This is a genomic window from Bdellovibrio sp. HCB185ZH (genome assembly GCF_047302455.1).
GTDB lineage: Bacteria > Bdellovibrionota > Bdellovibrionia > Bdellovibrionales > Bdellovibrionaceae > Bdellovibrio.
The window spans coordinates 143,445-163,784 of the sequence record NZ_CP178624.1 but is presented as its reverse complement, the minus strand read 5'-3'; the positions used below and the strand labels follow the sequence as shown (position 1 = coordinate 163,784).

The 20,340-nt window shown below is 45.5% G+C and carries 24 protein-coding genes and 1 tRNA gene; 15 read left to right on the top strand and 10 right to left on the bottom strand.

Annotated features, from left to right (window positions below):
* Positions 1–8: 8 nt before the first annotated feature.
* The 3 genes from ACLSU7_RS00750 to ACLSU7_RS00740 all read right to left on the bottom strand — a co-directional run bounded on the left by ACLSU7_RS00750 (position 9) and on the right by ACLSU7_RS00740 (position 2,410).
* The gene (locus ACLSU7_RS00750; protein ID WP_413293609.1) at positions 9–695 is read right to left on the bottom strand and encodes a hypothetical protein; all 687 of its coding nucleotides are present in this window, start codon (positions 693–695) and stop codon (positions 9–11) included.
* A gap of 7 nt (positions 696–702) precedes the next feature.
* Complete coding sequence (locus ACLSU7_RS00745) at positions 703–1,470, bottom strand: TIGR02147 family protein (RefSeq protein ID WP_413293608.1); 768 nt, start codon at positions 1,468–1,470, stop codon at positions 703–705.
* Between the two features lie 265 nt (positions 1,471–1,735).
* Complete coding sequence (locus ACLSU7_RS00740) at positions 1,736–2,410, bottom strand: carbonic anhydrase (protein ID WP_413293607.1); 675 nt, start codon at positions 2,408–2,410, stop codon at positions 1,736–1,738.
* Between the two features lie 227 nt (positions 2,411–2,637).
* Between ACLSU7_RS00740 and ACLSU7_RS00735 the strand changes: the two genes are divergently transcribed.
* A complete protein-coding gene (locus ACLSU7_RS00735; protein ID WP_413293606.1) occupies positions 2,638–3,435 on the top strand; it encodes a DUF4476 domain-containing protein in 798 nt (265 codons plus the stop codon).
* A 6-nt stretch (positions 3,436–3,441) separates the two neighbouring features.
* Here ACLSU7_RS00735 and ACLSU7_RS00730 read toward each other — a convergent pair whose 3' ends face one another.
* A complete protein-coding gene (locus ACLSU7_RS00730; RefSeq protein WP_413293605.1) occupies positions 3,442–4,233 on the bottom strand; it encodes a hypothetical protein in 792 nt (263 codons plus the stop codon).
* Between the two features lie 232 nt (positions 4,234–4,465).
* On the opposite strand from ACLSU7_RS00730, the gene ACLSU7_RS00725 reads away from it, so the two are divergent.
* From ACLSU7_RS00725 to ACLSU7_RS00715, 3 genes are all read left to right on the top strand, one after another.
* Positions 4,466–5,068 (top strand): pyroglutamyl-peptidase I, encoded by a 603-nt coding sequence (locus ACLSU7_RS00725; protein ID WP_413293604.1) that lies wholly within the window; start codon positions 4,466–4,468, stop codon positions 5,066–5,068.
* 112 nt (positions 5,069–5,180) lie between these two features.
* The gene (gene proB, locus ACLSU7_RS00720; RefSeq protein WP_413293603.1) at positions 5,181–5,966 is read left to right on the top strand and encodes a glutamate 5-kinase; all 786 of its coding nucleotides are present in this window, start codon (positions 5,181–5,183) and stop codon (positions 5,964–5,966) included.
* Positions 5,950–7,206, top strand: coding sequence for a glutamate-5-semialdehyde dehydrogenase (locus ACLSU7_RS00715; protein WP_413293602.1), 1,257 nt, complete (start codon positions 5,950–5,952; stop codon positions 7,204–7,206). The genes proB and ACLSU7_RS00715 overlap by 17 nt, the downstream gene beginning before the upstream one ends.
* 102 nt (positions 7,207–7,308) lie before the next feature.
* Here the strand turns inward: ACLSU7_RS00715 and ACLSU7_RS00710 are convergent, their stop codons facing one another.
* Positions 7,309–8,415: a calcium:proton antiporter gene (locus ACLSU7_RS00710; RefSeq protein WP_413293601.1), complete on the bottom strand. Its 1,107-nt coding sequence runs from the start codon at positions 8,413–8,415 to the stop codon at positions 7,309–7,311.
* Between the two features lie 60 nt (positions 8,416–8,475).
* Positions 8,476–10,050, bottom strand: a complete 1,575-nt coding sequence (locus ACLSU7_RS00705; RefSeq protein ID WP_413293600.1) for an aldehyde dehydrogenase family protein — start codon at positions 10,048–10,050, stop codon at positions 8,476–8,478.
* A gap of 132 nt (positions 10,051–10,182) precedes the next feature.
* Between ACLSU7_RS00705 and ACLSU7_RS00700 the strand changes: the two genes are divergently transcribed.
* Complete coding sequence (locus ACLSU7_RS00700) at positions 10,183–10,623, top strand: OsmC family protein (protein WP_413293599.1); 441 nt, start codon at positions 10,183–10,185, stop codon at positions 10,621–10,623.
* 45 nt (positions 10,624–10,668) lie between these two features.
* Here ACLSU7_RS00700 and ACLSU7_RS00695 read toward each other — a convergent pair whose 3' ends face one another.
* From ACLSU7_RS00695 to ACLSU7_RS00685, 3 genes are all read right to left on the bottom strand, one after another.
* Positions 10,669–10,800, bottom strand: coding sequence for a hypothetical protein (locus ACLSU7_RS00695; RefSeq protein WP_413293598.1), 132 nt, complete (start codon positions 10,798–10,800; stop codon positions 10,669–10,671).
* Positions 10,801–10,873: 73 nt separating this feature from the next.
* Entirely contained in the window at positions 10,874–11,236 is a 363-nt protein-coding gene (locus ACLSU7_RS00690) for a hypothetical protein (RefSeq protein WP_413293597.1), read from the bottom strand.
* 8 nt (positions 11,237–11,244) lie between these two features.
* Positions 11,245–11,409 (bottom strand): hypothetical protein, encoded by a 165-nt coding sequence (locus ACLSU7_RS00685; protein ID WP_413293596.1) that lies wholly within the window; start codon positions 11,407–11,409, stop codon positions 11,245–11,247.
* 225 nt (positions 11,410–11,634) lie between these two features.
* Here ACLSU7_RS00685 and ACLSU7_RS00680 point away from each other — a divergent pair, with 225 nt between their 5' ends.
* The 10 genes from ACLSU7_RS00680 (at position 11,635) to ACLSU7_RS00635 (ending at position 19,343) form a co-directional block, all read left to right on the top strand.
* Positions 11,635–12,384 (top strand): SDR family NAD(P)-dependent oxidoreductase, encoded by a 750-nt coding sequence (locus ACLSU7_RS00680; protein WP_413293595.1) that lies wholly within the window; start codon positions 11,635–11,637, stop codon positions 12,382–12,384.
* 35 nt (positions 12,385–12,419) lie between these two features.
* A complete protein-coding gene (locus ACLSU7_RS00675; RefSeq protein ID WP_413293594.1) occupies positions 12,420–12,953 on the top strand; it encodes a hypothetical protein in 534 nt (177 codons plus the stop codon).
* 90 nt (positions 12,954–13,043) lie between these two features.
* Positions 13,044–13,685, top strand: a complete 642-nt coding sequence (locus tag ACLSU7_RS00670; protein WP_413293593.1) for a phosphatase PAP2 family protein — start codon at positions 13,044–13,046, stop codon at positions 13,683–13,685.
* Between the two features lie 146 nt (positions 13,686–13,831).
* Complete coding sequence (locus ACLSU7_RS00665) at positions 13,832–14,254, top strand: hypothetical protein (protein ID WP_413293592.1); 423 nt, start codon at positions 13,832–13,834, stop codon at positions 14,252–14,254.
* Between the two features lie 239 nt (positions 14,255–14,493).
* Positions 14,494–14,907 (top strand): hypothetical protein, encoded by a 414-nt coding sequence (locus ACLSU7_RS00660; RefSeq protein ID WP_413293591.1) that lies wholly within the window; start codon positions 14,494–14,496, stop codon positions 14,905–14,907.
* 168 nt (positions 14,908–15,075) lie between these two features.
* A complete protein-coding gene (locus tag ACLSU7_RS00655) occupies positions 15,076–15,837 on the top strand; it encodes a TIGR02147 family protein (protein WP_413293590.1) in 762 nt (253 codons plus the stop codon).
* 2 nt (positions 15,838–15,839) lie between these two features.
* A complete protein-coding gene (locus tag ACLSU7_RS00650) occupies positions 15,840–16,886 on the top strand; it encodes a hypothetical protein (protein ID WP_413293589.1) in 1,047 nt (348 codons plus the stop codon).
* A gap of 106 nt (positions 16,887–16,992) precedes the next feature.
* A complete protein-coding gene (locus tag ACLSU7_RS00645; RefSeq protein WP_413293588.1) occupies positions 16,993–18,153 on the top strand; it encodes a hypothetical protein in 1,161 nt (386 codons plus the stop codon).
* Positions 18,154–18,226: 73 nt separating this feature from the next.
* A complete protein-coding gene (locus ACLSU7_RS00640) occupies positions 18,227–19,147 on the top strand; it encodes a hypothetical protein (RefSeq protein WP_413293587.1) in 921 nt (306 codons plus the stop codon).
* Positions 19,148–19,260: 113 nt separating this feature from the next.
* Positions 19,261–19,343: transfer RNA gene (locus ACLSU7_RS00635), tRNA-Leu, on the top strand.
* Position 19,344: 1 nt separating this feature from the next.
* Here the strand turns inward: ACLSU7_RS00635 and ACLSU7_RS00630 are convergent.
* The gene (locus tag ACLSU7_RS00630) at positions 19,345–20,241 is read right to left on the bottom strand and encodes a hypothetical protein (protein WP_413293586.1); all 897 of its coding nucleotides are present in this window, start codon (positions 20,239–20,241) and stop codon (positions 19,345–19,347) included.
* Positions 20,242–20,340 lie beyond the last annotated feature (99 nt).

Genomic DNA, 20,340 nt, shown 5'->3' with positions numbered 1-20,340 from the left:
ACCAGACTCTATTTTGCAGGAGCCGGATTGCCCGGAGAACCCGGAGTGAACACCAATCTTAGAAGATTTGCGAACTCATCTTCAGACATTGTTTTAACTTTATTAGACAAGATCACTTCATTGATCAAACGAACACCTTCCGAAGATTCCGGTGCTTTTCCACGAGACAAAGCCACGCGGTAGATGATTTCGTGAAGAATCGCCACAGCGCGATCCTGAGTTGAAAGTTTATCCCAGTAAATCTGATTGATCGTGTACAAAGATTTCTTTGGATATTGAACTGGCTTTTGCACGATCAAAAGTTCCAAAGAACAATCTTTCGCTGGCAACACAACCACACCCGCATCATCCAAAACATTGGGCAGGTAACCTTTTACGAAAGTCACCTCATCCATGAATGTCGCAAGATACGTGTTCAATTTTCCGTAAAGGATAGGGTTCAATCTTTGAATACGTTTGATATAGGCGGCAGCGATCTGCACTTCATCAAATTCAGATGTTGAACCTGCACTTTCAATGACTTCCTGATCCCAAACCCAGTCATAACGCAGGCTCAATTCGAAACGATCATAAAAACCCATAACTTTGTCTTCACAAACAACCACGTTGCCTGCATTACCCACGTACGTCCACGCGTGACCAAGAGTTGGGAAAGACATCAATACGACAAACAAAACACTTTTCATACTTTTCATCAAGGTCCTACCTTCCCGCTACTGTTATTGGTACTAATTGCACTGCTAGGCTGTACACTTCCGTTGTGTCGCCTTTATCCATAAGTTCAGCCATGCGCACGTTGAATTCAGCGATGATTTTCTTCGCCTTTGCCAAATTCTTAACGTTTGCTGGGAAAACCATGCTGGTGATACTGCGAGAATCTACGGAGTCACGCTGTAACGATGTCACAGAACGACCGATGATTTGACGGTGGAATTCGCGCAAAACTTCAGATGGCACTTCATTTTGAGTCGTGATGTTGGTGTAAGCTGGAACGTAACGTCCATCTTCTTCAATCACCAAACCTTGATCAACCAGACGATTCAAAGCACCTTCCGCTTGGAGTTGAGAAATTTCCAAACGATTCACGATACTATTAATGGTGTGATCAAAACCCTTTGTCGAAATCAAATTGAAAATCGCCAAATGCTCCCAATCAGAAATCATGGCGAACTCGTCATTAGAGACAGAACGCATAGTTGATACGGGTTGTGCCTTTTCAGCAGCGATCAACGCCTGCATTTTGCTTTTATCTTCCGGTGACAATTTCAAAAGTTCGGAAATACGCTCCGTTACTTTTGTACCCGGGATATAGCGACCATGGATCAATTCCCAAAGACGACCTTGTGTTAAAGACAAGTCACGAGCGAAAGCTCGCATTGAGTACTTTGGATTTTTGCGGCGGCGGTTTAAGAAAATCTCGTTAAAGAAATTTGATAATTCTGATGTTTTTTTAATAGATGTGTTCCCCATGGATAAAAATAACTATTGCAAAAGAGTACGAGACGCAATGCAATTGCCATATAGCTCTGACTCCATTGGAGTCGCAAATTGAATTTTTTGCATTTCCGCAAACTCGTGGAATGTCGTGGAATATCTGATGCTTGGAGCCGAATGTCAGGATTTTGTTAGGAAAAAACTAGAGGATTTTTGTTTACCAAAATAAGAATCAGCTGATTATATTTTGAGCACCAAATTTTCAGCGCCCTCAACTACCGCACTGAGAGCGCTTTTCCGGTTAGACCTGAACTTTCGAAATTTCCAGCTCGCGGAAGCCATCGGTCACTTCGTCATAGAAAGAAAGTTTCCCATCTTCCAGATCGAAGTACACACCGATCAATTGCAAGCCACGATTCTTCACTGCGAAGTCGATGAATGGAAAAGTACGCAGGTTGTCAAGTGAGGTCACGATTGAAGTCTTCTCACACTCGCGGCAATGGGAATCAAGGTCGCCCTCAGGATGCGCTTTCAAAACTTTGTCTTTCGCCTCGCCGGCGATCGTCATCCATTGTTGTACGAATCCACCCTCACGGATCGCTTCGGGTTGGAATAAAGAACGAATGCCCCCGCATTGACGGTGACCTAAGATCACCACGTTTTCGACTTGCAGATTAACAACCGCAAATTCAATTGCAGCGGAAACCCCGTGAAAACCGATGTTGGACTCAAAAGGTGGAACCAGGTTCGCAACGTTTCGAACCACAAACATTTCACCCGGTGAGGAAGAAAATAAAATGGCAGGATCTACGCGAGAGTCACTGCAAGAGATCATCAAAGTTTTTGGACTCTGACCTGTGCTCGCCAAACTGTCATAAAGAGAGTGTTCATTCTTGAAGAAACGCTCTCTAAAGCGACGAAAACCAACCATCATTTTTAGAATTTCTTTTTTCGTAAGAAGGGATTCCTGAGTCATGCTTCATTTACTAATCCTTCACTGGGAAATGTACAATTTGGCGTTTATGATATAACTCATTGAGTCATCACATTTGTGAGCACTATCGCGTTCATTTCTCCCCTCCTAAAACTGTCAAAAACCCTTTCCTAACAAGGATTTCATGATTCGTTGTTGGACATTTCTTTCCTGCGTTTCATAGAATTTTTTTGGACATCCTAAATATATTTTTACCAAAAGAGTGTTCTATGAACCTGAATAAATTCGTTTTCGGAAGCTTTGCTTTGTTTTTTTCACTGGCTGCCTGCAGTCCGGATCGTCAGCATCCCAACGACTTCGACCATGATACCAATACGATTCTTTGGGAAAATGTCGGGAGTGAATTCAATCCACAGTCTTCACTCAATGATATCGATATCAAGGATGTCGAAAAGATTTTGGTGAATGTTCCCAGTGCTGCAGACAAAGTTTTAGTGAAATACTCGCCAACACTTCCTGCAAACACAGCCATCGTAAAAATCTTTACGATCAGCAAGGACTCTCTAACATCTTCTAATTTCCGCAGAGGACGTCGCGGCAACACGATTGAAATGTCGGATCCTTCCCAGCCCTGCAAATTAACTGCAGAAAGTGGTCACATCAAAGATCTGAAAGGCTATTGTTATGCCCGCATTGAAATTCACCTGCGCGAGAATGCACCAGTTGAAGTTTACAGCGGATCAAAAATCCTGACGGATCATTACTATCCCATGTCCCTGTCTGATTTGATGAAACGGCTGGACGACTGCCGGGAGGATTCTGAAAGATTGGCTCAAGTGGCAGACTTTTCTTCCTCTTATAGTGAAACGGGTCTTCGCGTTCCACTGTATACAACGGACATTGTACCAATCCTCCGCAAATTTCAAACGGCGTCTCCCAAACTGCAAACGCTGCGTTTCGTGCAAATCTATATTGTGGATCGGGATCATTTGGAAAAGATGATTGAGGATGAGTTTGAATACTTTGACCGTGCCGAAGCCCGCAGAATTGTGGGCCTCGGAGTTTAGAAAAAATTAATTACTGGAACGAGAGACGTAGTCGAACATTTCTTTACGCCCCCCATAAGTGCACTTGCCCTCAGCGCAGGTGCGCGTCGCACACTTGCCACGAAGACCTGTCGGGGCTTTCGCATCATTCTTCGCGACACAGACTTTTTTAAAACCCTCAGCACTTCCTGCGACAGAGGCAGGTTTTCTAGATGAAGTGGTCGCGGCCATTGTAGGCGCGGCTTTTGCGGTATCCGCTTTCAAGGTCACATTAATAGGAGCGGGTTCTGCTGGCTCCTGAGAGACGGCTTTAGGTGCAGCTTTTTGTACGATGGGCTCAGACTTAGCTGGCATTTTAGGGAGCTGGGCTGTGGGATCGACGTCCAGCTCTTGTTGAGCTTCCATGGCCTTTTTGCCTTTTTTTCCTTTAGCTTTAGAGATCTTTTTACTTTGTGCCGAAGCTTGTTGGGCTGATTGCGAACCACCGTCTTCATCATCAAAGTAACGATGGCGCATCAGTTCTGAATACTGATCCAGTACGCCGATTTCACCGCGCAACTGACAATCTGTATTGGAACCTTTGCTGCAAATTTTTTCCACGCACTTCCCACGCAATGAAGCGAGGGCGTTGCGATTCTGTGAGCCAATGCAGCGGGTGGTTACGACTTTGCTCTCATCATTCACACGCTCGGCTTTACATACATCCTGACTTTCACCGTCACCAAAACAGCTGGCAACGATCTCAGGAGTTTTAATTTCTTGCTTATGGGCGCAACCAAAGGCTGCCAGGGCCGCCAAGACAACAACGTACTTTTTCAATGGATTCCCCTTTTGGTGTCTGCATTTAAATTTAACAAACTATCGTTTGGCAGGTAAAGGACTCTGCCAATTGGCTTTCAAACTGAGACTAAAATAGAGTTTCTTAACCCCACGTTCCCCGTCCTTTGCTATAAGCGAATTTATTAAACTTAATACGCATTATATGCACTTTGATCTACGGTCAGTTTCCAGGCGCTTCCAACGTCCGTTGGGTTCTGCTAAGCTGACCCCTATGAAACGCATCTTAGTCACGGGCTTTGAGCCCTTCGGCAATCAAGAAATCAACCCCTCGGAGCTTCTCGCCACCGAGCTCGCCGCTTCATTGCCTTTCGTGCGTTCTTTAATTTTACCCGTGGATTTCAAAGAAGCCTTTCAGGAGCTTTTAAAATTTATCGAGCATCAATCTCAGCCCTTTGATTCAATCGTGATGTTGGGGCAAGCTTCGGGTCGTTCGCAAATTTGCTTAGAGCGCATGGCCCACAACTGGATGGAAAATAAAAAGACAGATAAGAAAAACCCTGCCGTTCCTGCTCAACAGATTTTTCCAGGCCACCCGGAAGCTGTGATGACGACCTTACCAGTCGAAGAAATTCGCGATCAGCTTAATCTTGAATTCCCGCACGCCCCCGTAGTGGTGACCTTGTCTGCGGGAGTTTATGTTTGCAACAATCTTTACTATAAAGTTTTATCCCATCAGGAACTAAAAAATACTCCCGCCCTTTTCATTCATGTACCGCTGTTACCTGAACAGCAAAAAGACTCATCACATCCCGTGATGGAGTTTAAAACCCAGGTTCAGATACTCACTGCACTTATTGAATCCCTAAAAATATAATTTTTCATTTGCGGGTCTCTTGCCAGCCTCCTAGACTTAAAAGGTGCCAGGTCCTATTTCTGTAAGCGCCGCTTCCAGAAATAGGACCTGGCACCTTTTCCGGAGTGTGGGCATGGCTAAAAGTCGTCGTTGGGTTATTAAAGCTGGCAGTAAAATGGTTTGTGACGGTGGTCCTCTGTTGATGAGGGCTTGGATGTTGCAAGTGGCGCAACTTAAAAAGAAGTACAACATTGATGTGATCTGGGTGACTTCGGGAGCGATTGCCTGGGCCGTAGCTCGTACAAACTTTAAAGCGGCGAAGCGCACACTTCCGCAGAAACAAGCCTTGAGTGCGATAGGTCAACCATTGGTGATGGATCAATATGTTTTGGCTTTGCAGTCGGCAAACTTATTAGGCTCGCAAGTTTTGCTGACGGCGGGAGATATGAAAGACCCCGTTCGTCGGAAGAATTTGCAAAATACGCTGTCTGAACTGGTTAAGATGAAAGTCATCCCTATTTTGAATGAAAACGATGCGGTTGCGACCGAAGAGATCAAGTTCGGCGATAATGACACGTTGGCTGCGAAAGTGGCCGTGATGATGAAAGCTGAGCGCGTGGTTTTGATGACGGATGTGGAAGGCTTGTTTGACTCTGATCCGAATAAAAATCCTGATGCGACACTGGTTCGCTATCGCCCTAAAGTGGGTAAAGCCGAATTTGCATTGGCGGATCGCAAGTCTATTTCCAAAGTCGGCACTGGTGGGATGTATTCAAAACTTTTGGCAGCAGAAACCGCTGGGAAAAATAAAATCATCACTCACCTGGTAAAGGGTGATATTCCAAATAATTTACTGCACATCGCTCAGGGCACAAGCATTGGAACACAGTTTGGAGGTCGTCATGAACTCGCAAAATGATTTGATGTTGGCTGACTTAAAGAAAGCTGCGCGCGAACAGCGAAAGCTTGATAGTGGGACTAAAAACAAAGCTCTTTTGAAAATTGCGGAGAAGCTTACCTTGGCTGCGAACGAAATTATCGCCGCTAACAGCAAAGACCTTGAAGCGTTGGCTGCAGATACAGCGGCAGCCTTTCGCGATCGCCTGACTTTAAATCCTGAACGTATTAACGGAATGATCGAAAGCTTAAGACAAGTGGCAGCCCTTCCCGATCCTGTCGGCGAAATGATTGATCAACAAACTTTGAAAAACGGTTTGTTACTTAAAAAGATTCGCGCACCTTTAGGTGTGATCTTTATGATCTTTGAATCTCGTCCCAATGTTATTTTGGAAGCCTTTTCACTGGCTTTTAAATCCGGCAACGTGATTTTACTTCGTGGCGGATCTGAATCTAAGCAATCGGCAGCTGCAATTTATAAACTGATGCGCGATGCTTTAACCGAAGCAGGTTTTAAATTCATGCCCTTCCATGGAATTGAAGATTATGATCGTGGTTTGGTAGAACAGCTTTTAAAACGCAAGGACATGATTGATATCGTGGTTCCTCGTGGTGGCGACAAGCTGATTGATTTCGTTCAGCGCACAGCTTTAATGCCGATCATTAAAAATGATCGCGGTATGTGCCATACCTTTGTGGATGAAGATGCTGATTTAGTGATGGCAGCAAAAATTGTGACCAACGCAAAAACTCAACGCCCTGGCGTGTGCAATGCCTTAGAGACAGTTTTGGTTCACGAAAAGATTGCAGCCCAATTTCTGCCAATGTTGTATAAGGAAACTGATTCCAAAAAACTTCAATGGCACGTGGACAGCGCATCACTCTTCATTTTAAAAGATCACGAACGAGTAACTTCAGCCAAACCAGAGGACTGGGACACCGAATACCTGGATCTGATTATGAACTGCCGAGTGGTTTCGGGACTTGATGAAGCTTTGGCACATATCGAAAAACATGGCAGCAAGCACTCGGAAGCCATCATCACCAAATCAGAAACAAAGGCTCGCCTCTTCCAACAAGAAATCGATGCCGCCGCCGTTTACTGGAATGTCTCCACCCGCTTCACCGACGGCTTTGAATTCGGTTTAGGCGGAGAACTTGGAATCAGCACACAAAAGCTGCACGTACGCGGCCCGGTGGGCTTACGCGAGCTCACGAATGCTCGCTGGTTGATCGATGGCTCGGGACAAACACGCGGATAAAAAAGGTACGGCCTTACTTTCTCCACGATATGGTACTTCGAAAAATAATTATCGATGCTGATTAAAATTCATGCTTGCACTCAAGCAGAAAAACAATGTTCTTTACGGATTAAATACCAGAACCAAGAACACAAAGAACAATACCAAATGCACCGTTCCCTCGAGCATCGTGGTTCGCCTGTTCGAGAAGGTTAAGGTGCTTAAGATCAATGTCATCCCTAGCAATGTCACTTCACGTGGAGCTAGACCCAAGACTACTTTTTGACCCGTGAAGGATGCGATCGCCAGGATCACTGGAACTGTCAGGCCGACCGTTGAGGTCGCAGCGCCCAAGCATAGGTTCACAGTACGTTGGAGGTCATTACGAGCAACTGCTCGCAAAGCACTGATGCCTTCGGGTGCGAAAACGATCGCAGCGACAACCACCCCGCCCAGAGCCAATGGTAAGTTCAAAGCTTTGATTTCTGCATCCAGGATTTTTGCTAAGCCTTTGGATAACAAAACGATTGGAAGGATATTTGCCAACAACAAGATCACGTGATTGCGAAGTTTCGTGAAATCAATCGGTGGACGTGGAGCATCCACGTCTTCATCAACTTTACCTTCAATTTGATGTACATAAAAGGCACGGTGACGTCCCGTTTGTGTGATTAAGAAAACGCCGTACAAAGCGATCGAGAAAATCGAAAAATAAGTGGACTGCCAAAATGACAAAGTTCCCGACTCAGTCGACGTCGTGAAATTAGGCAAAATCAAAGCGATACACGTTAAAGGAATCAAAACCGACAAATACGAAGCCGCACCTTGAAGGTTGTAAGACTGCTCGCGATGTTTAAGACCACCGATGAATAAGCCAAGCCCAACAACACCGTTCATCACGATCATCAAGACCGAAAACATCGTATCACGCCCCATCGTCGGAGCAGCATTGGAACCCAACATCACAGCGGCAACCAGCGCCACCTCGATTACGACAATGGATAACGTTAGGATCAATGTTCCATAGGGCTCACCCATGATTTCAGCAAGTTCTTCGGCCTCATGAACAACGCCAAAGGCCGACCACATGATGACTGCAAAAAACAGCGTGAATAAAACCATCAACATCGCAGGCGAAGTTACAGTGTCCATCCAACTGGAAAGAACGAGAAAATAAAGAAGGACCGAGCCCCAAGAAGTTAACAAACGTAAAGCTGAAAGATTGAACATAGGCTCCCTTTTGATATTTATTTATTTCCAAGGGAGCAGCGGGTTATGTCAAGGTCATTCCTACAGCACCACATTTGTTGATAAAAACTTAGAACTGTCTTGATGCAAAATTCCCTGAATCACCTGCCGGCTTGCTTGATCTTGTTTCGCTGCGACCATGCAACGAATACTGAACGAGCGAAGCGCATCGTAAACACTCAATGTTCCTTCTGCAGAATTTTTACGTCCCGTGAAAGGATAAACATCTGGCCCGCGTTGGCATTGGCTGTTGATGTTGATGCGACACACTTGATTGCTGAGGCGATCAATCATTCGTCCCATTTTTTCAGCATCGCGACCAAATACGCTCGCCTGATTTCCATAGGGTGAATTTAAAATATAATCTTCGATCTCCTGGAAACTTTCGTATTCAGCTAAAGGAATCACCGGGCCAAATTGTTCTTCGACAGCGGCGCGGGAATTCAACGGAACATTTCCCAAAATAGCCGGGAAGAAAATATTTCCTTTAAGCTTCCCCCCCTGCTCTGGATTTGCCAGAACAGCTCCCTTAGAAATCGCATCGTCAATCAGGCCTTGCAAGTATTTTGGTTTGTCAGGATCTGGCAGTGGAGTGATGGCCACTCCCTTATCCCAAGGCATTCCTGAAACCAGGCCATTCACCTTCTGCACTAATTTTTTAGTAAACTCGGCAGAAATTTTTTTATGGACGAATATCATTTTCAAAGCGGTACAGCGTTGCCCATTGAAAGACAAAGCTCCGCGCACACATTCGTTCACGGCATTATCCAAATCCGCGTCCTCTAAAATGATCGCAGGATTTTTAGCCTCCAGACTCAAGATACTTCGGAATCTAAAAGGCTGAGGATGTGCCACTTTGATTTGATTTGCCACGCGACTGGTTCCGATAAATGCCAAGACATCGATCTTGCCATCTTTCACCACAGGATTCACGATCTCACGCCCCAACCCGTTAATAATATTCACCACACCTTTTGGAAATGCGGTACGGAAAGGTTCAAGCAATGGCTCCCACAATAGCTGCCCATAACGAGCAAGTTTAACGACCACGGTATTTCCCATGATAAGTGCCGGAATCAAAGTGGTGAAAGTTTCATTCAGCGGATAATTGAAAGGCCCCATACACAATGTCACTCCCAAAGGAGCCCGGCGAATTTGCGCCATCACCCCGCCTGAGAACTGAAAACGACTGGCCTCGCGATCCATGTTTTTTACTTCATTAACCGTGTCATCAATATACTGAATGGTGCGATCAAACTCAGCCTGGGAGTCAGCCCAGTTTTTTCCGATCTCCCACATCAACAGGCGACAAATGATTTCACGCTGCTCTAGCATGCCGTTTCTGAAAGCCACCACCGCATTGATACGATCTTCCATACGAGATGTTGGCCAGTCCCCTAATCCCTTTGCCCAAGCTTTTGCAGCTCCATCCACGGCTTCACGCAAAATATCCGCACTCACGTGTGGAGTCGTGCCGATCTGTTTCGGTTTGCCGTCTGCCGTGCATGTGGAAAAAACGGGTTGCATTTCAAATCCTTTATCGCGGATTTCGCCATTGATTAAAACGCGGCCATTGAGCTGAGGAATGCCCGGAAATTCTGGAAGTTGATAGTTCATCGCGAAGGTCCTTTCAGAGGTGATAATCTAGGTTACTCTCCTGTGATCTTCGCGCAAGGCCTTTAGCAACTACGTCATACCCTTGCCAGCAAACATAACTCTAGAATAAGCTTCTTACCTCAAGGAGCTTTCATGAGAGCAAAAGTCCACAGAATCGACGGTCATCATTTTAAATTTGAAGTTCGCGGAATGCAGGGAGATATCGATGTCGCCTTGGCCGATGCGAAGTCAGCGGGACCCAGCCCTAAGGAATTGGTTTTAGCTGCCTTGTGTGGATGCACAGGAACAGATGTTGTTGATTTGATGGCAAAGTTTCAAGTGCAATACGAAAGCTTTGATCTGGAAGCTCGAGCAGGTCTTACTGACAAGCATCCGAAAATCTTCACGCGCATTGATTTGACCTACTCAGTAAAAGGCCCTGGCATTGATGCCGCTCAAGTTATTGAAGCCGTAAAACGCTCCACTCATCAGTACAGTGGAACTGCCGCGATGCTTTCCAAAGCCGTTCCGATTTTTTATACCGTTCAAGTCAATGGTGAGACCGTCGCCACCGATCAAGCGCAATTCGCATAATTAAAAAAGCCCCGGGGGACAACCGGGGCCTTTCGAGTGCAACCGCTATTCGAAATGCGGGTACACAAATAATTTAAAGATCACCAATAGAACCACTAAAACTCCCAGAATAATAATTCCGCGCGAATTGTGTTTAACATCGGGAGGCGCACCGGTTTGTGAAGACTTTTGTTCCATACAAATAAATCCATTCCTTTCGCTCCAAAAGCGAAAGATATAAGTTCGTTAAAACTAAAAATAAAATTATGAATTAAACGAAGGAAACGGGCGGCGCTCGCGATTGAGACCAATTGAATTTAACAAGACTGTGATAACGGTAAAAAACAGGATCTCGATGGCCGTATTCGACCTCGGGATTTAATAAAACAAATTCACTGATAAGAGTAAAAACAGTCGGCAGACGGTCGGTGTTTTTAAAGAAACGAAGAGTGTTAGAAAGCTCAAATGCTAATGAAGGAGCTGTAACTAGTCGTTGCACGGAAGAAACAGGCGCACCACTGCCCCCGGCGACTTCCATCTGCGGAAAGCTCGCAAAAAACAAAAATGCGAAAATAAATAAGAAACCTGAATACTTCACAAGCTTCACGCTAACAGCGTTTGCAAGTCTTGTCAAAACTCGGACTATTCGCCAGAGACGATTGAATTGGAAGTGGAGCTGATATGGATTGTGATGGTTTTCGCATCCTGCTGCGCACGATACTCTGCAGAGCCATTGACCAAAGCCACCGCGCCACAAAGCACCATAATTACCAGAACGCCGAATCCCATGATTTTAAGTGTGTTCATGCTTTTCAGTATACAAGCTCCACATAGGGAGCGCGAAGAGTGTTCTCACTACGGAACGCAATATTCAGGAGTGTCGAAAAGTTAGCGAATAATTCCTTCACGGCTCAGAGGAAAATCGTCAATATCTTCGACACCGCCTTGCTCTCTGATAATTCACAGTGAAAGTGCTGACTGATTGTGAGTCTTCCTGGAGATTCTTAGAATAGCCTTCTGCAAGGAGAATTCATGGAATTGAAAGATCAGGTTATCATTGTCACAGGTGCTGCGAGTGGTATCGGCAGAGAGGCCGCGGTGGCTCTTGCTAAAAAAGGTGCGAAGATTATTTCTGCTGATTACAACGATCAAGGTGCGGAAAAAACCGCGGAGGAATTGCGCGAAATCGGCGTGCCCGCCTACTCATTCAAAGTTGATGTTTCAAAAGCAGAGCAAGTCAAAGCGATGGTCGACTTTAGTGTCGAAAAATTCGGAACTTTGAATGGCATATTCAACAATGCCGGTATTGGCTTGGTAAAACCGTTTTTGGAAATGGAACCTGCATCTTATATGAAGGTCATCGAAGTCGATCAACACAGTGTCTATTATGGTATGTGGTACGCGGCAAAAAAGATGGTGGAGTTGAAGGCCAAGGGCACCTTTGTTAACACCGCTTCGATTTATGGGACGATGGCCTCTGAAGGAAGTTTTAACTACAATGCCGCGAAAGCGGCCGTCGTGATGATGAGTAAGACAGCTGCCCTGGAGTTGGCGCCTTATGGCATTCGTGTGGTCGGTATCGCGCCAGGCTTTATCAACACTCCCATTCTGGGTGATGACAAGGCGATGAAGGATTCGCTAGCCAGACAACACATGCATGGGCGTTTGATTGAACCGGAAAAGGTGGCCAGTGTTGTGGCTTTCTTGTTCTCGGATGCGGCTCAAGCAATCAATGGAACGACTGTTCCCGTTGATGATGGATTTTTGGTGTTTAAGAAATAGTGGAATTTTCTCCTGCGACACCGTAGGATTTTCTTATGAACAAAAACATTCAGAAAATCGTATTGGCTGTCGTGGGAATAATTATCGTCGCAATGGCGGCTCGTTATAGCTATTACGGATCCCTGGTCAGATCGTGTATTTACACCGAAGAAGAAAAAACCATCTCTCCCCGCTTTAAGGATGCAAAGATCCGCCTTTTCCGACAAGCCGCCGTTATCTCGGGTCCCTCGGAAGAATACGCCTGCCTGCCTTTGATAAATCAGTTCACAAACCGCATTCAGGAAGTTCAATACGCTCATCACGATAAGGGTGATAAAACCTTGATCGATGAGAAATCAAATTTAGAATTTTCGATCGTCAGATATATTTCCGTCACGAAACATGGAATTACGACCATCGATTCTGGTAAAGGCCCTATCGATTTTCTGATATTGCAAGACCAGCTCGGAAAATTCTATCGCGTCGCCGTGGTGAGCTTGGGAATTAACCGCGACAATGATGAATATCTGAAAGCTTCCACCAGCGAAGGCGAGGAAGTGCTCTCTCCAGACACAGACTTTTTAGAGTAACAACACCGCGCTTCCTGTAATAACATCAGGGTTTCGTCAAGAACGGTGAATTTTATTGAGTCATAGTAATACCGAGACTACAAAAGTTCTATGAAAAGACTGACTCTGACAGCTTCTTTGATCCTGATTTTACCGATAATGTCCCAAGCTGACTGGACACAGATCTCTGCAAGAGATTTTACGATGCAAGATCCTCCGGTTTCAGAATCTTCGGTTGAAAAAGCAGAGGTCGACGTTATGTTTGACCTGCAAAACCGTCGCACCGAAGCCGAATGTGCGATGGCGGAAAAACAGCAAAGCCCTACTTTTGATGCTTTCTATAAAAAATCGGGTCTCTTCACTCCTGAAGAATACGCGAAAATTCAAAGACCTTTGATGCAAGCCTCTTCCTTGGCTTCCAAAATTTCTGAATCGTTTAAAGACCACTATCGCCGCCCTCGCCCTTACAGCGATTACTCGCGTCTTCGTCCCTGCATCCCGCCTCCCGGAGGTTCGAAATCTTACCCCAGCATGCACGCCGCCGTCAGTATGACGGACGCCTGCATCATGGCTGCGATCTTTCCGGATCGTGCCCAACAGATTTTGACCTATGGCGACCGCCTGGGCACCCTGCGCTCGGTGGTGGGAGTTCACTATCCCTCTGATGTAACGGCAGGAAAAATCCTGGGCGAGCAAATCTGCAAGGCCTTACTGGCGGACCCTTCATACACAAAGCTCCTGCCTCATAATTAGCTCGTTTAGTCTGCGACACTAAGCAGATCGAAGCCCAAAACTAAACAAAGGCCGCTTGGAAGTCTCATCATGAGACTTTCCGGTTTTACTACTGTTTCCACCAAAAAGTTCCGATTTATTCTGTACGTACTTTGAAAGGTGCCGGAATGTTGAAACTTATTGGTAAATCCACCGCCATTATTCTTTTTATCGCCTCGTTATTCTGTGGCGCCTATGCTCTGGCTGATGATGCCAGCGACATGGCAGCTGCCATTGAAAAAACACAGAAAGACCTGCGCAGCTCCCAAACCCGCCAAGGGATGACTAAAGAATCCCCTGAGGCTGCAAGCGTCGCTGAAAAAGTAAAAAACATGTCAGGCAGTTCTGCCAACGAAAACGAAATGTATGATTTGGCAGCAGATGTCTTGGGCAACATGAAAGGCATGTCCCAAGAGCAGCTTATGAAAGTCATGCAGGATGCCCAAAAAGATCCTGAAGGCTTTATGAAAACCTGGACACCCGAGCAACGTAAAAAACTTGAAGGCATCGCAGATCGTCTGCCCGCTTCTAAAAAAGGCAAACAGCCTTAATTTAATTTCAACAAGTGTCTGTCTCACGGAACGATTCACCCGGAACAACTACAACCTGAAAAATCGAAGTCATAAGAACTAGACAGCATGAAGCCCATGCTGTCACTTTCATACTATTCACCTCCTTCAGCTAAAAATAAACCGATTCTCGCCGGGCCCAGAATTGCTTTTATAACTTGTGAAAGGATCGCAACAAGACTCGCGGAATTTTCCCGAATCTGAGATTGCGAAAACAAGTTATGAAAAAAACATTTATTATTTTGAATCTTTTGATTTACAGCTTTCACGCCAACGCAAAAAATCCATCCATCATGGAATCTTTAAGCAGCGACTGTAAATACCGCTCGGAACAATTCATCGCGAGCATGGATAAAATCAAACCCCGTTATGCCCATGCCTATATCAATGACTGGTTGATGAATGTGACCTTTGAATTGCAGGATGCCGCTGAACGAGAAGGCCAGGATCCCGTTGCAGCCGTCACTCCTGAAATCCTGTCAAAAAAATACTGCGCCCAGATAAAGTCAGTAAAAAGTCATGAGTTTGAAATTTACTTTTTAGACAAACAGTTCAAGGAAGCAGGAATGAAAAAGTCTGAAGTGGATCGCGAATTGTTTAAAGCCAAGTACCTGCTGGACTCGCCAATGCTCTAAGCTCAACTTTAAAATGAGGGGAAGGAGTGACTTAAAAAATCACTCCTTTCACAAGCTCAGTGAACACTTTTGAGAGCTGAACAACGCTCACTTAAAGTGTACCGGATTTGATTACAGCCGTAATCACTCCCCTTGACCCCGTCCTGTTGCCTAAGCTAGAAGTCGCCCATGAATCATACTTATCGCGACATTCTTTCGTCTGAGCTCCTTTCACGCAAACAAAGCAATCCCCGCTTTTCCTTGCGTGCGTTCGCGAAACAATTGGACTTAAGCGCAAGTCATCTTTCTTCTTTGATTATTGGAAAAAGAAATCTGACAACTCAGCAGGCTCACAAGCTCTTAAACAAACTTGAACTTTCACCAGCCGATAAATCTTTGTTTTTATCTTCGGCTTTTCCTCATCTGATTGAAACTCCCACCACCCAAGAACATCGCACCCAGCTTATCGCCGAAGATAAATTCACTTTTCTGGCGGAATGGTATCACTTTGCCATCCTAAGCCTCGGCCATATTGCTGCCAACAAAGCCACGCCCGCTTGGGTGTCAGAACGCTTGGGCATTACCGAACTTCAAGCACGCGATGCTCTGAACCGCCTGCAACGTTTGGATTTAATTTCTGTGAAAACTGACGGAAGCTTTAAACAAACAGGACACCCGTTGACGACCACGGACGACATTCCTTCGGGCGCTATCAAGGCTTACCATCGCAGTATTATTGATGTTGCAAAATCCAAACTTGATACCATTCCCGTGGATGAGAGGGAATACGGCGCGGTCACCATGGCTATAAACCCCGCCAAACTTGAAAAAGCTAAAAAGATGATTCGCGAGTTCCAAAATCAGTTTTGCGAAGAACTCGAAGTGGGCAAGAAAAAATCGGTCTACACTCTTTCAATGCAGTTCTTCCCTTTAACGGAAACCAAGGAATAAAAATGAAACGCCCAATTTTAATTTCAATACTATTCCTGCTGATCAGTTCGGTTTCCTTTGCCTGGAATCGCGTGGGTAATGGCGGTGGCGCATGGACTTGCCGCAAATATACCAGCAAAGATTTTTTGAATACGGAAATAAAGTGGATCGCCCAAATCGACCTTTACGAAGCCGTCTCCCAATACGGACTCAAGGTTAAAAACTTTCCGAGCCACAATTATAAAACCACCGTTAAAAAAGTCAGTGACCGTTTGCTGAATCTACCTGGAAACCCCTTTGCGGGTCTGGCTCCCTTTTTAAAGAACGTAAATGATCTAAGACCAGGATCCAAGGTCACTTACCTGGATCAAGAATTGAAAATCATCAATGACGCTCTTTATTTTGCAGTTCCCAAAAAAGAAACTTGTCTGGACGGCAAGATCAGATACGAACAAATCGTAAATTACGACAATAACGGATTTATCTTTGTTCAGAAAAGCCTATTCAACTCTCTTTCAGAACGATCCAAAGCCGCCCTCGTCCTTCATGAAGCTATTTATGCTTATCGTCGCAGTTTAGGCGATACCGATTCCCTGAACAGCCGTCGAATAGTAGCCCTGGCATTTTCAACTTTGACGGATGAACAACTGAATTGGCACCTTGGATACTTAAAAGAACAGACCGCTTACCTTTATCCATCGAGCTATATATTTCTGATTAAACTCATTACCGACGATGGTGAAATTCACCCCCTCTGGAACATACCGATCAAAGTGACAGGTCCTTTTTCAGAGAGTGCCGAAACGGTATCATTACAGAATCATTCGAACAGTGATGGTTTTGCCTATATTAACATCGAAGGTGCCGAGGGCTTTCATACCGCAGCCCCGCATCTTAGCGTGGAGCTAAATGACGGCAATACCTATTCAGCGCCTTTGACTCCCAATGGTTGGGCACGACGATTATCACCGAATATATTTAGCACGAATCCGCAGTATTCCTGTGAGACTATGAGTTTTTTAAGCTCGAACGTCATCCACATCATTTGTGTTCGTCAGATAAGAAACTAAGAGGGCCCCAAAAAGCCCTCTGTCTAATCACTAAACAATATCCACACGAGTTTTCGCGGCTTTACGCAATGTTTTCTGGGGAACTATAATTGCATTTTAGTTTACCATGACTAAAACCCTACTTTTGTTACTCCTGACCTCATTGTTAATTTTGAATTACGTCCCGGCACTGGCTGGCGATGAAGGCATTGAAACCGAAGTCATTGAATCAACCCTGGAACCGGCAAAGGTTGCTCAGACTGACAAGACCTACATTCGTCTTTCCGATACCAAAATATTTGAATTGGATAGTACTCCCGATCGCGAGTCGATGCGGGAAGCCTTAGGACTTAAAATTCCTGAAAAATTGCAGAAGCAAATTCTGGCAAAAGGTGGATCAGTTGAAGAAGTGGACCCTCTTGCCCCTTATGAAAGCCTTTCTGCTGAACAAAAAGAGAAGTTCAAAGTCATGCGTATTCACTTTCTGACTGGTGCTGCACGAATTTTGAATGCATCAAAGTTTGCTATCGGAGCTGGCAGTCTGGTGGGAGATGGTTTTAGTTTTGTGAAAGTGAAGGTTAAAAGTGCCTTCGTGAAAGGAATTGATTCCACACCGAAAGAAAAAATAACTTTCGCAGAACGCAGTCACCAAGCGACAAATGCGCTGCTTCGAGGAATTGATTACAAATTATGGTCACAAGCTCCCCTGGTGATGGAATCCAATGAATTCGGTATCAGCATCGCCGCGGGATTACTTGCGGAGAGCGGAATCATGCGTCGCGGAGCTGGTGGCATCGAAGAAGTAGGTATCAACTTAGGCTTTAATAAATCTTCCAAGGCTTTTGTGTTTGAGATTTTTCATAACTCCGAAAAATTTGAAAGCACGAAAGGGGCCTTTACGGTTTTTGGCTTGGTCGGCAAAGCGGGTCTGATGATTTCTCGTCGCAATGGACCTCAGAATCAAAAAGGAAGTGCTTTTTATCCGCCGATGCTACCAGCCTACAGCATGAGTTCGTCTGAGTATTTCACCGCAGGATTTAGCAGCAGTTTGGGATTTCCTCCCCCACCTTTTTCAGATGTCATGATGTACACCAATAAATTCGAAAGCCATAGTCTGATTCGCATCACCGTGTCCCCCATCGTGAAGGGCTTTATTCGCATGGAAGTGGGCGACGTGAGAGGATCCCTTAAACTCATCACGCTGCGCTTTGTGGATGCCTTTAAAGCGGTTGCTGAGAGGGTGCGCCTGCGGGGGCGCCCGGCCTGCAGTTCTGTATTTTCATCCTAAGTAAAACGCACGTCTCATAATGAGACGAGCCAGGATGGGTTAAGGACCGAAGTCCTTAAGCCGATAAAGGTTCATGTCAAACGCAGCAGAGAAAATTCAGTTTGTTCCAAGAGCGAATCTTAAAAGAACATTGACGTATCGTCAGTCGTTCAAGCGCGCGTTTTATTTCCATGCCGGCTATGCTGGTTTACTATTTCTGGTGGGAGTCGCGGCGATTATTTATAATAGCACTTGCGATTGTTCACTGAAAACCAAAGTGGCTTTCGGAGATACCACGGCCATGTTTTTAGGTCTCTCCGCCTTTATATTTTTCGTATCACGAAAAACTTACGAGTACTCTAAAACTAAAGTTCACATGAATCCGGAAAGTCTTTCCATTGAAAAACCAGGTAAGACTATCGAGTTCCACTATAAAGATATTAAATCTGTGGAGCTTGCATTTATCCCAAGAATTGGTGGATGGTTCGAGGTTCAACTAAATGATCAGACCAAACACAAATTTCCCGTCGGACTTGAGCGCAGCGAATACATCCTGGAATCTATCGCGAACTATAATCCACAGCTTGTGACTTTGGAACAAATCGAAGAGTACCGCAGAACGTCCATCATCGGTGATCACACCTGGGCGCGCCGGGAAGAATCGTCTGGTATCTGGAGTTCACGAGTGGCTCTGTTTGCTGGACTTCCGTTCGTGGGGCTCGCCATGACGACCACAACCAAATTCTTCCTAGACAAGCCCTTGAAAAGTTTTACTGAAGAGTTCGTGGTCAGAGGTTTTGTTTTTGGCGTGATTAGCGTTGCCATTGGCAGCGTGCTGTATTTGATCATCGAAAATCGTCTAGTTGCGAATGGACGCGCTAGACTTCTGAAAGACCCTAACAACGTCATCAGAGACATGGCTTACGAAATTAAATTAAAAAATCTGGGCATCAAAGCCCACATTGCCCTCTTCATTTTCGCCATCGCATCTCTCATTGTTTGGGCAAACAGATAATTGAAGGTACAGCACCTTCGTGGCGCATCGCGCATCATTGACGACCATCACTGCACAAGGTTAAATTTAAAGTCCCTTAACAAAGCTCCACTGGAGCTTTTTCTTTTCGGTGCGCGCCGGTGGTGGAATTGGTAGACACGTACGTTTGAGGGGCGTATGCGCAAGCGTGGGGGTTCAAGTCCCCCCCGGCGCACCATTCAACGATATTCCTTATACAAGATAGCTCCCTGATCATCGTTAAAGAACAAGTACATGTGATCCGGCCCGATGGCTGTTGCGGCTGGTGCCGAAAAAACCATTTGAGTTAAGGTTTCCCAAGCGGACCAAGTGACGCCGTTAAACACCGAATGCTGAATGGTCTTATTCCACGTTCGCGAAAAAAGATCGATGCGATTGTTTCCCCAGGAACAGGCGCCCGGTCCCGTATCAAAGGATCCCAGCAACCCTTGCCATTCCCCCCAATGATCCTGACGATTCGTCAGCTGCCAAAGACCGTTATTCAATCCTCGATAAAAAACATCGACCGTTGAAGAATTGCTGCGACCCGTGGCTGCAGGTTCGGAGTCTAAATTTCCACCTAAGGATTTCCAGCTGTCCCAATGCCCGCTGTGATAGGATCTCCACCACAATGAATTGTCATTACCTCGGGCAAACAAATCCATGCGGTTGCCGGGACGAACTGCCGTTGCGATACTTTGAATGCGATAGCCGTTCACCGAATGAGACTCTCCCCACCCCTGATAGGCGACCCAACTTTTTTGCCAGACACTGCCATCGAGTTCTAAATAAAAAATATGAAGATCAAACGAACTCCAGCATGCCGCTGCGGGCGCTGTCCCCTTCCGAATGCGAGTCACAAAAACCCAAGGATTCGGAGATGTATCTTTTAAAGATCTGAAAACCACTGAATCATAAAGTGAATTATTACTTTTGACTGCGAAAATCCAAACGTTGCCCTGAGGAGACGAACATATCACCGGTTTTGCCAACGATGTTCCATCAGCTCCCATCGTGGGACCCCAACTGGCACCCAAAGAATGCGACGCAAAAAATATAGCTAGATAAATGACTCCAAATTTTAGTGCCAAGCCCATATGACTCTCCTCTGCGCTTGCTTCATTGTATCTGTGAAGAACCCTTCCAGACCGTTTCTTTTAGCAGAGCCACCTTTTCAAGATGATTGAACCCCACTC